At 55.9% G+C, this 11,568-nt stretch carries 10 protein-coding genes; all 10 read left to right on the top strand.

Features of this window, described 5'->3' with window-relative positions:
* On the top strand, positions 1-1,432 hold a 1,432-nt coding region (locus PAT3040_RS16485; RefSeq protein ID WP_181376660.1), incomplete at its 5' end, for an extracellular solute-binding protein.
* 111 nt (positions 1,433-1,543) lie between these two features.
* Positions 1,544-2,566 carry a glycoside hydrolase family 130 protein gene (locus tag PAT3040_RS16480; protein WP_108993598.1) on the top strand — a complete coding sequence of 341 codons (1,023 nt, stop codon included), beginning with the start codon at positions 1,544-1,546 and terminating at the stop codon, positions 2,564-2,566.
* Between the two features lie 20 nt (positions 2,567-2,586).
* Positions 2,587-4,074 carry an FAD-dependent oxidoreductase gene (locus PAT3040_RS16475; RefSeq protein ID WP_108993597.1) on the top strand — a complete coding sequence of 496 codons (1,488 nt, stop codon included), beginning with the start codon at positions 2,587-2,589 and terminating at the stop codon, positions 4,072-4,074.
* 427 nt (positions 4,075-4,501) lie between these two features.
* Positions 4,502-5,749, top strand: coding sequence for a histidine--tRNA ligase (gene hisS / locus PAT3040_RS16470; protein ID WP_108993596.1), 1,248 nt, complete (start codon positions 4,502-4,504; stop codon positions 5,747-5,749).
* Between the two features lie 65 nt (positions 5,750-5,814).
* Entirely contained in the window at positions 5,815-7,632 is a 1,818-nt protein-coding gene (aspS, locus tag PAT3040_RS16465) for an aspartate--tRNA ligase (RefSeq protein ID WP_108993733.1), read from the top strand.
* 34 nt (positions 7,633-7,666) lie between these two features.
* A complete protein-coding gene (locus tag PAT3040_RS16460; RefSeq protein ID WP_087566477.1) occupies positions 7,667-8,416 on the top strand; it encodes a tRNA threonylcarbamoyladenosine dehydratase in 750 nt (249 codons plus the stop codon).
* 2 nt (positions 8,417-8,418) lie between these two features.
* Positions 8,419-8,823: a hypothetical protein gene (locus PAT3040_RS16455; protein ID WP_108993595.1), complete on the top strand. Its 405-nt coding sequence runs from the start codon at positions 8,419-8,421 to the stop codon at positions 8,821-8,823.
* An 838-nt stretch (positions 8,824-9,661) separates the two neighbouring features.
* A complete protein-coding gene (locus PAT3040_RS16450) occupies positions 9,662-10,090 on the top strand; it encodes a VOC family protein (RefSeq protein WP_108993594.1) in 429 nt (142 codons plus the stop codon).
* The gene (locus PAT3040_RS16445; RefSeq protein WP_108993593.1) at positions 10,074-10,838 is read left to right on the top strand and encodes a class I SAM-dependent methyltransferase; all 765 of its coding nucleotides are present in this window, start codon (positions 10,074-10,076) and stop codon (positions 10,836-10,838) included. The genes PAT3040_RS16450 and PAT3040_RS16445 overlap by 17 nt, the downstream gene beginning before the upstream one ends.
* Positions 10,839-10,914: 76 nt before the next feature.
* Positions 10,915-11,568: AAA family ATPase (locus PAT3040_RS38705; protein ID WP_258235008.1), on the top strand; the 654-nt coding region annotated here is incomplete at its 3' end.

Here is an 11,568-nt window from a genome sequence, read left to right as displayed (position 1 = left end):
AAACAAGCCAGGCGCCGGCGCGCCGCCTGCCGGTTCGGAGGCGGCTCCGGAAGTGAAGCCGACGCTCAAAGGATTACGCAACTACATGCAGGAAGATTACAACACGTACCCGGTAAATCAGTACGTGGAAGAGAAGACAGGCTACAAAGTCAAGAACGACATGCTGCCGCAGGAGAAGCCTAGCGATAAGCTGAATCTGATCATGGCTTCCGGCACGGATTACGACTTCATCGATGCGATGAACAAGCAGGATTTCTTTAACTTTGCACAGAACGGCGCCTTGACGGATCTCACGCCGTTGATCGAACAGTTCGGGCCGAATATTAAGCAGGCGATCTCCCCCGAGTCTCTCGCCGGCGCAACCGTGGATGGGAAAATTTACGGGATCCCGACGCTGAATGTCAGCTACGTGAGCAGCGGATTGCTTATCCGCACCGACTGGCTGGAGAAGGTCGGCAAGGAGATGCCGACAACGCTGGATGAATTTATGGATGTACTGAAAGCATTCAAGGAGAAGGATCCGGGAGGCAACGGGAAAAACAACATCCCCTTTACGATGGACAGCTCCGGCCTGATCGACAATATCATGGGCGCTTTCGGGATCTATGGACATTGGAATGAGATAGATGGAAAAATCGAAAACGTCTCCAGCCATCCCGAACTAAAAAATTATACGGTATTCATACGCTCGCTATACGAACAGGGATTGCTCGATAAAGAATTCGCGACCAATAAATCCGCGACTTCAGCCGAAAAATTCACCAGCGGACGCGCAGGCGTGCTGTGGACGCGCTGGTCTTCGATCCCGGGCTACGACGAAGCCTTGAAAAAAAATGTGCCTGATGCAGCGTATCAGTTCATTCCCCCGATGAAGGGTCCTAACGGACTTAGCGGATTCACCATTGTAGGAGGATTCAACAAAATCACCTTCGTGCCGAAGTCGTCCAAACATGCCGAAGACGTGGTGAAGATGGTCAATGCGCTGCTGGAGCCGGAAGTATTCAAAGGACTCTTTATCGGTGAAGAAGGCGTGGACTACAAGGTGGAGAACGGCAATTATATTCCGATTGAACCGTCTTTCGCCAATACGAGAGGACAAGCGAGCAACTTCGTCATCGGCATGGATGAAGCGAACTTCGTAACCTACTGGCAAGCGCGCCTGCAGAAGAACAAACCGATGTTCGACAATTTCCAGATCGTCAACAATATTCCGAAGGAACAGACTCACCAAGATCCGCTGGCGTTCTCGCCGTTTCTGCCGAAGTACTCGGCGTCCAGCGCCAAACTGGGCACCACGGTTAACGACTCTCTGATCAAGATGATCGTTGACGGAGTAACGGATGACGGCATCGCAAGCCTGCAGAAAGCATGGAACAGCGCTGGCGGCGAAGAAGTCGTTCAAGAAATCAATGCCTGGTACGTGAACAAATAAGGTACGTGTACAAATAAGCAAGAGTTCGGGGCTCCGGCGCTGTCGGGGTCCCGATTCGTTGAAAAATACAGGGAATCGATACGATAGCGAGACAAGAAGGGAGCGTCCCCCATGAATATTCATTCTTCAAGAGAATCTCTGATCGGACAACTTAAGTCTGCTCCAGTCATCCATCGGCATGCCCATAATCCTGTGCTGTCGCCCCGTCAGGTGCCTTACGGTCCGGCAATGGTGTTTAATGCCGGCGTGGCGAAATACGAAGGCAAATATGTCATGGTGTTCCGCAACGATTATGGCAACGAGGAGACAGAAGAGGTGTACCCTGGACGGACGACAAATCTGGGGCTGGCGACAAGCGACGACGGCGTTAACTGGCAGGTGCAATCCGCGCCGATCTGGCAATGGAGCGATGAGGAAGTGTATCGGGTATACGACCCGCGGTTGACCGTAATGGACGGCAAAGTCTATATGTGCTTCGCCATGGATACGAGGCATGGGCTGCGCGGCGGCATAGCCGTGACGGAAGATTTTGCGAAATTCGACGTATTGAGTTTGAGCGTGCCGGACAATCGGAACATGGTGCTGTTCCCGGAGCGGGTAGGCGGCCGTTATATGCGGCTGGAGAGGCCGATGCCCGTGTACGGCCGGGGCGGCCGCGACCGGTTCGATCTGTGGCTGTCCGAGTCGCCAGATCTTATCTATTGGGGTCGTTCGTCGCTGGTGCTGGGTGTCGAGGACGTTGAGTACGCCAACGACAAGGTTGGTCCAGGCGCGCCGCCGGTACGCACGAAGCATGGGTGGCTGACAACGTTCCATGCGGTAGACATCGATCCGTCGCGCGGCAAAAACGGCTGGGAGTCTGCTTGGAAGAAACGGTATTGCGCCGGCCTAATGCTGCTTGACCTGGACGATCCGCGCAAGGTAATCGGGCAGTATCGCGGGCCGTTGCTCGCGCCGGAGGCTTCATACGAGGTGGAGGGCGGATTCCGCAACAATGTCATTTTTCCAGGCGGCATGATTCTTGAAGAATACGGTGAAGTTAAAATTTATTATGGCGCCGCCGACACCGTCGAGTGTCTGGCTACGGCGCATGTGGACGATCTGATCGCATTGTGTCTGGAAGGCGTTAAATAAAGAGCGGAAGGCGGGAGGAAATGACGACTTACGATTTGGTCATCTATGGCGGGACATCCGCAGGGCTTGCTGCCGCCGTGCAGGCAGGCAAGATGGGGCTGCGCGCAGTCGTGCTGGAGCCGACTAATCGGCTTGGCGGGCTTAGCAGCGGCGGATTAGGCGACACCGACTTCGGCGACAAGAGCGCGATCGGCGGGCTTTCGCTCGACTTCTACAGGCGGCTCGGACGCAGGTATGGCTCCGAGCATGCGGCATGGTTGTTCGAGCCGAAGGAAGCGCTGGCCGTATTCCAGGAATGGGTCGAGGAATATGGCATCGACGTAAGGTTAGGCGAGCGGCTTGATCCGTCCGATCCGGTTGTGAAGAAAGGCAATCGTTTGATCTCGATCCGCATGGAATCCGGTCGCGTCTACAATGGCCGGATGTTCATGGATACCGGGTATGAAGGCGACCTTATGAAGGCTGCGGGCGTGTCGTATGCGACTGGCCGGGAATCCAATAAGGTATATGGGGAGTTATATAACGGCATTCAATCGGGAATAGCCGTTAAGAACCAACTTCCGCGAGGGATTGACCCTTACGTCGTGAAGGGCAACCCCGCAAGCGGCTTGCTGCCGGGCGTCAACCCGGATGCCGGCGGCGATGACGGCCAAGGCGATCATCGCATCCAGGCCTATTGCTATCGGATGTGTCTGACCGATGATCCGCTCAATCGTGTCTTTGTCGAACAACCGGAAGGTTACGATGAACGGAATTACGAGCTGTTGTTCCGGGCCATCGAGCAAGGCGAGAAGATTTTCTTTAAGTTGAACGGCGTGCCTAATCGCAAGACGGATTCGAATAATGACAAAGGTTTCTCGACGGATTTCATCGGATACAATGACGAATATCCCGAAGCCTCTTATGCGGAGCGGGAGGCGATCGCCGCCGCGCACGAGCGCCATCAGCGCGGCTTGATATGGACGCTGCAGCATCATGAACGCGTGCCGCAGGAGATTCGTTCGTTCTATGCGCCTTGGGGACTGCCCCTCGACGAATTCGTGGAGAATGACCATTGGTCGCCACAGCTGTATATCCGGGAATCCAGGCGGATGATCGGCGAATTTGTTATGAACGAGAACCATATTTTCCTGCGGCAGGCCGTATCGGACCCCATCGGGAAAGGCTCCTACACGATGGATTCGCACAACACGCAGCGGCATGTGAGCGCGGATGGGTACGTCGTCAACGAAGGCGACGTGCAGATCAAGCTGAGCGGTCCTTATCCGATCAGCTACCGCTCGATCATGCCGAAGGAAGAACAATGCGCGAACCTGCTTGTGCCCGTATGCCTGTCCGCTTCCCACATCGCATACGGTTCGATTCGCATGGAGCCGGTATTCATGGTACTGGGCCAATCGGCGGCAACGGCCGCGGCGCTGGCGCTGGAAGGGGATGCGTCCGTTCAGGCAGTGGATTACGGGAAGCTGCGCGAACGATTGCAGAAAGATGGACAAGTGTTGATGTAATGCGTCTTCATTCGATCTCTTGACTTATGTCCTGCGGGAAGGTAAAATTACAACTATTATTGTCATATGGATTCGATGACGGGACAAAGTAATTCCTCTTTGGAGTACGCAGAGAGGGACGCCAAGGCTGCAAGCGTCCTTATTCCGGTGGTATGAAGAACCTCCCCGAGAACATTCGGCGAACGGACACCCACGACATGCGGCATTGCCGCTAGCTCCGGACATGGTGCCTCAATAGCCGTACATGCGTTTGACGGTCGTTACCCGTCCTGGAGAGAATCATGGCTGGCGGTTACTTGCGCGAAGGCATGGTTCGGAATGTGGGTGGTACCACGGGAGCTACAACTCTCGTCCCTTGCGGCAGCTTATGCCGGGAGGGGCGGGAGTTTTTTGATTTTCAGATGGACAGAGAATGGAGGAGTACGGGATGAAATTTCAGAAATCGCCGGGCACGCAGGATATCCTGCCGGGCGCGGTCGAGAGATGGCAATTCGTTGAGGGCAAAGCGCGCGAGCTGTGCCGACGCTACAACTTCCGAGAGATCCGGACACCAATGTTCGAATCGACGGAGCTGTTCCAGCGGGGAGTCGGGGAGACGACGGATATCGTCGAAAAAGAAATGTACACCTTCATCGACCGCGGCGACCGCAGTCTGACGCTCCGGCCGGAGGGAACGGCGGGAGTCGTTCGCGGCTACGTGGAGAACAAGCTGTTCGGCGAGCCGGACTTGTCGAAGCTGTACTATATCGGTCCGATGTTTCGGTACGAGCGGGCACAGGCGGGACGTTACCGCCAGTTCCACCAGTTCGGCGTAGAGGCGATCGGAGCAGTAGACGCCGCGCTGGATGCGGAGGTTATCGCTTTGGGTTACAGCTTCTATACGGAGGTTGGCTTAAAGGGCGTTCGCGTCGAAGTGAATTCCGTGGGTACTCCGGAGATTCGCGCGGCGTTCCGCGACCGGCTGCTGGCGTTTCTGGAGCCCAAGCGCGAAATTCTCTGCAAGGATTGTCAATCCCGGATGGATCGTAATCCGCTCCGGGTGCTGGATTGCAAGACGGATCAGAAACATTTTACGGATGCGCCTTCCATACTGGACAGTCTCGACGACGAATGTCGGACGCACTTCGAAAAAGTGCAGCAATGCCTAACAGATATGGACATTCCGTTCGAGATCAATCACCGTTTGGTTCGGGGACTCGACTATTACACCCACACGGCGTTCGAATTCAAAGCGGAAGGAATCGGCGCCATCGATACGGTCGGCGGCGGCGGGCGTTATAACGGTCTGGTCGCGGACATCGGCGGTCCCGATCAGCCGGGCGTAGGCTTCGGCATCGGCCTGGAGCGTACGGTGTTGCTGCTGGAACACCAGAATACGGAGCTGCCGGAGCTTAACGGCATCGACGTTTACGTTGTCGCCCTTGGGGAAGCCGCCGAACGCGAAGTATCGAAGACGGTCTACCAGCTTCGCGCGCGGGGCATTCGAGCCGAGCGCGATTACCAGGGACGCAAGATGAAGGCGCAGATGAAGTCGGCGGACCGTCTGGGCGCAAGGTTCACGGCTATTCTGGGAGACGACGAGCTTGTCCGCGGCGAGATCATGCTTAAGGAGATGGCGACGGGAGATCAGCGGCCGGTTGCCATGTCGGCTCTGGCCGACGAGCTCTTGAGATAGTGCAAGATATTTGGAAGACATTTGGCAAGACCCTAATTTAGTCCAATAAGAGGAGTTTGATGAACATGATGTTGAAGACGCATAGCTGCGGAACATTGACGAAAAAGGACGTAGGCCAGACGGTTACTTTGAACGGCTGGGTGCAGCGTCGCCGCGACCTTGGCGGAGTATTATTTATCGACCTTCGCGACCGCACGGGCATCGTGCAAACGGTATTCAACCCTGATTTCTCCGGAGATGCCTTGGCTATCGCCGACCGCGCCCGCAACGAATACGTGCTTGCGGTAACCGGCAAAGTAGTCGAGCGCGATCCGGAAACGTACAACGCGAACCTGGCTACCGGCGAAATCGAAATTCGCGTAACCGAAATCGAAGTGATGAACGCCGCCAAGACGCCTCCGTTCCCAATCGAGGACGGTGTGGAAGTCGACGAGTCGCTCCGATTAAAGTATCGTTACCTGGATCTTCGCCGTCCGGAAATGCAGAAGACGCTTCTGCTTCGTTCCAAGTCCGCAAAGATTTTCCGCGACTACCTGGACAACGAAGGATTTATCGAAGTCGAGACGCCGATCCTGACCAAGAGCACGCCGGAAGGCGCTCGCGATTACCTCGTTCCGAGCCGCGTGCACGAAGGCGAATTTTTTGCTCTGCCGCAATCGCCGCAAATTTTCAAGCAGCTGCTTATGGTCGGCGGCCTGGAGCGCTACTACCAAATCGCGCGCTGCTTCCGCGACGAGGATCTTCGCGCGGACCGTCAGCCCGAGTTCACGCAGGTCGACATCGAGACTTCTTTCCTCTCCCAAGACCAGCTGCTCGGCATGATGGAGCAATTGTCCGCAAGGCTGCTTCGCGAGACGGTCGGCGTAGAGCTGGAGCTTCCGTTCCAACGCATCACTTACGCGGACGCCATGAACAAATACGGCTCCGACAAGCCGGATCTGCGCTTCGGTCTGGAGATCGAAGACATTACGGACATCGTCTCCGGCAGCGACGTGAAGGTATTCGCTAGCGTGGCGGCTGGAGGCGGCGTCGTGAAGGCGCTCAACGCCAAGGGCTGCGCGAGCTGGAGCCGCAAGGAGCTTGACGACCTGCAGCCGTTTGCTGCGCGCTACGGCGGCAAAGGCCTTGCCTGGATTACGGTAAAGGACGGCGAATGGCGCGGTCCTATCGTGAAGTTCCTGAAGGAAGAGGAAATCGCGGCTTTGACGGAACGTCTAGGCGTAGAAGAAGGCGACCTACTCACGTTCTCCGCCGACAAACCGAAGGTTGTCGCGGACGTTCTGGGCAACCTGCGTCTGAAGCTCGGCCGCGATCTCGGTCTGATCGACGATTCCAAGTTCAAGTTTGCCTGGGTCGTAGACTTCCCGCTGCTTGGCTGGGATGAAGAAGCGAAACGTTACGTGGCGGAGCATCATCCGTTTACGCGTCCGAAGGAAGAGGATCTCCATTACTTCGACACCGATCCGGGCAAGATCCGCGCTCAGGCGTACGATCTCGTGCTGAACGGCTACGAAGTAGGCGGCGGCTCCATGCGGATCTACAAACGCGAGGTGCAGGAGCAAATGTTCAAGGCGCTTGGCTTTACCATGGAAGAAGCGCACGAGAAGTTCGGCTTCCTGCTGGACGCGTTCGACTACGGCACGCCTCCGCACGGCGGCATCGCGTTCGGCTTCGACCGTCTGGTCATGCTGCTTGCGGGCCGTACGAACCTTAGAGAGACGATCGCCTTCCCTAAGACGGCAAGCGCAACGGACCTGCTCTGCGATGCTCCGTCCGAAGTCGAACTTTCGCAGCTCGAGCAGTTGCATATTCGCACGGTTCTGAAGCCGAAGCCCGTAGCTGCGGCGGCAGCAGGCGCGCCGGCCGGCGAATCCAACCAGTAGTCCGGACTTTAGACGGAAGAAGGAGGCGGCGAACATGCTGCATCAATTCTCGCGAACGGAGCTTGCGATCGGCCCCGAGGGGCTCGATATTATGAAAGGCAGCACGGTGGCCGTGCTCGGTATCGGCGGCGTTGGAGCTATTGCCGCCGAAGCGCTGGCACGCACCGGCGTGGGCCGGATTATTTTGATCGACAAGGACGTTGTCGACATTACGAACATCAATCGCCAGATTCACGCGCTGACGACGACGGTCGGCCAGCCCAAGGCGGATCTGATGAAGGACCGCATCAAGCTGATCAATCCGGAATGCGACGTTATTTCCCTTCGGATGTTTTATACGGAGGAGACGTACGAGAAGCTATTCGAATACGAACTGGATTACGTCGTCGACGCGTCCGACACGATCATCTACAAGGTGCATCTGATCAAGCAGTGCCTGGAGCGGGGCATTCCCGTCATCTCCAGCATGGGCGCGGCGAACAAGATGGACCCGTCTCGCTTTAAGGTGGCGGACATCTCCAAGACGCACACGGATCCGATCGCGCGGGTCGTGCGGACGAAGCTGCGCAAGGACGGCATCAAACGCGGCGTCAAGGTCGTCTTCTCGGACGAAGATCCTATCAAGCCGCGCGAGGACGTGACGCAAAAAATCGTGCCGGAGAACGCGCCTGAAATTCGGAAGGCCAAGCAGCCTCCGTCGAGCAACTCGTTCGTTCCGCCCGTGGCGGGACTCATCATGGTGAGCGTCGTGGTGAAGGATCTGCTCGAAAGCGGGGGCAACTAAACATGAACGGCGAGCTAGTCCGCAAACTTCGCCTGACGGATGGCGCCAAGGCCCTCGTTTTATTCCCTCCGGCAGGTTACGATGTGTTAGGAGAGCTTGGCCTCCCGACAACGGCGTGCTTAAGTCCGGATGCGGATGTCAAGCTGGATTCGGCAAGCTACGATTATGTGCATCTGTTCGTATCGTCCATGGCCGAATTGGCGGAGAGGGCTCCGGCGGCGATCGGCGCCGTCCGGTGGGACGGGCTGCTTTGGATCAGCTATCCCAAGGGCTCTTCCGGCATCAAGACGGACGTCAACCGGGACAGCGGCTGGCAGTTTATGAAGGCGCTCGAGATGGATGCCGTCTCCAATATATCCATGAACGAGACTTGGTCGGCCCTTCGGTTCCGTCCGGCGGACAAGTAAGAACGAGAACGTGGTTGTCGGCCGGCGGACAAGTAAAGTCGTGAACGGGGCTGTTGGCTGGCTGGGTCAACGACGAAATCGAAATCGTCGACATATGTATCAGGTATATAGAAACCGCCGTCGGATGAGTGAAGTACTCGTCCGGCGGCGGTTGTTTTTGTAAGTGGGGGAAGCTGCTTCCCGAGCCAATCCCGTCCCGACTTTGTCCGGAAAGTCAACTATAAGGTGACCGCACACTGCCCTTGCACTCAGACGCAAAACCGCGAAAAGAAGCATAAAAGTATGCTTTAATGGGCGGTACTGATGTGGATGTGCTGAATATAGCTTAAAAGTCAGCTATGTGCATGAAAAAGCGAGTATAGTGGGGCGCTGGCAGGCGGTGACGAGCGAATGTGTATGAAAAACCGAGTACAATGTGGCGCTGGCAGGCGGTGACGAGCGAATGTGTATGAAAAACCGAGTACAATGTGGCGCCGGCAGGCGGTGATGAGCGAATGTGTATGAAAAAGCGAGTACAATGAGGGGCAGGCGGGTCGGGGCGAGCGAATGTGTATGAAAAACCGAGCGCCGTAACGACCCTCGCCGGTGCTGAAGAATTAGTTTAAAAAAATGAATCCGTTAAGCGATTGTGCGAATATCGAAAGTGGGATAAAATATGTCACATAAAGAAATAAAACACGGTTTCACTATGCGAAACTTCGACGAGCAACCTGTTGAGTATTCGTTATCTGTTGATGGATGTACCTGCGTTTATGTCTCGGATCAAAAGTAAACATGTAAAAGGGACCGGTCGACGAAGAACCGATCGACGTTCGAACCTCAAAAGGAGGTAATGCGGATGACAATTCGTTTCACGGGCATCGACCATGTGCAGCTTGCTGCCCCAGCGGGATGCGAAGCCGAAGCGAGACGTTTCTACGGCAGCGTTTTGGGATGGGAGGAGCTGCCCAAGCCGGCGAGCCTGCAGGCGCGCGGCGGAGCTTGGTTCCGATGCGGAATGCACGAGGTTCATATCGGCGTTCAGGCAGATTTTCGGCCTGCGAAGAAGGCGCATCCTGGCTTCGCGATGATCGGTTTGGATGAGCTTCGTAACAGACTGGTCGAGGCAGGAGTTCCTGTCACTGACGATGCGTTGAGGGAAGATGAAGGACTGCAACGATTGTTCGCGGAGGATCCGTTCGGCAATCGGCTGGAATTTCTGCAATACGATAGCAACGGAGTAACGACCATGTCGAAGGAGGAAAAAAGAGATGAGCAGCCTGAATAGCAAGGAACGATTTACGGAACGCGTGGATTCTTATGTGAAGTATCGACCAAGTTACCCGGCCGCGGCGCTGGACTTTCTGTATTCAAAGGTCGGCTTCTCCAAGGAAAGCATCATTGCCGATGTTGGAGCGGGCACTGGCATTTTCTCCGGTCTGTTGCTGGACCGCGGCAGCAGAGTCGTGGCCATCGAGCCTAATGAAGCCATGAGGGGAGCGGCGGAAAAAAGACATGCGGATAATTCGCGTTACACGTCCGTCGCGGCTTCCGCGGAAGTGACGGAACTGGAAGATGAGTCGGTAGACTATATCGTCTGCGCGCAATCGTTTCACTGGTTCGACAGAGCTGCTGCCCGAGAAGAATTCCGCCGCATTCTGAAGCCGGATGGGCAGGTCGCGCTCATCTGGAATTCCAGGCGAACAAAAGGAACGCCATTCTTGGACCAATTCGAGCAGTTGCTCCTCGATTACGGAACGGATTACGAGAAGGTGGCGCATAAATATATAACGCCCGCTACTATCGCTTCGTTTTTCCGAGATGGAGGACCCGCTCTTGATGTATTTGCGTCGGAGCAGCGGTTGGATGCCGAAGGCGTAAAGGGAAGACTGCTCTCTTCCTCTTATTGCCCGCTGCCGGGGCATCCCAATTATGAGCCTATGATGGAGAAACTTGCTTCGATCTTCGAAGCCAACCAGGAGAAGGGATTCGTGACGATTGTTTACGATACCGAGCTGTACTGGGGCCGCGTATAGGTGGCGAACGTTTGTACGGATATGCTATGATTGATTTATCATTACATCATTTTCGTATGAAGGATTGAGCTGTGCCATGGATTTGTTTACGTACCAGGAAGAAGAGACACCGCGAGCCAAGCTGCTGGCGGACCGGATGAGACCCCGGACGCTGGACGAATATATCGGACAAGAACATATCGTGGGCGAGGGCAAGCTGCTCAGACGAGCCATACAAGGGGATCAAGTTTCGTCGATTTTGCTGTACGGCCCCCCCGGCTGCGGCAAAACGACGTTAGCCCATATCATCTCCCTGACAACGAAGGGAGACTTTGTTAAGCTGAACGCCGTTGACGCTTCCGTCAAGGATGTTCGCGACGTTATCGACCGCGCTCGCAGCAACAAGACGTTGTACGGCAAGAAAACGATTTTGTTCCTCGATGAGGTCCATCGTTTTAATACGTCGAGACAAGACGCGCTGCTGCCGGCTGTGGAGCAAGGCATCATCGTATTTATCGGAGCAACGACCGAAAATCCGTTCCATCATGTAAACGGAGCCTTGTTATCGCGCTCGACATTGTTCCAGCTGCAGGCGCTGGAAGAGCGTCACGCGCTGGAAGCGATGAGGCGTGCGCTTGCAGATGCGGAGCGGGGGCTTGGCTTTATGCAGCTGCAGGCGGACGAGGATGCGCTGGACCACATCGCGGCGATGGCCGGAGGCGATATCAGGCGGGCGCTCAACGCGCTTGAG

Origin of the sequence: Paenibacillus agaridevorans (genome assembly GCF_003112455.1) — a bacterium.
GTDB classification, from domain to species: domain Bacteria; phylum Bacillota; class Bacilli; order Paenibacillales; family Paenibacillaceae; genus Pristimantibacillus; species Pristimantibacillus agaridevorans.
Note: the sequence above shows the minus strand (reverse complement) of the source record. Positions and strands in the feature narration are given on the sequence as shown.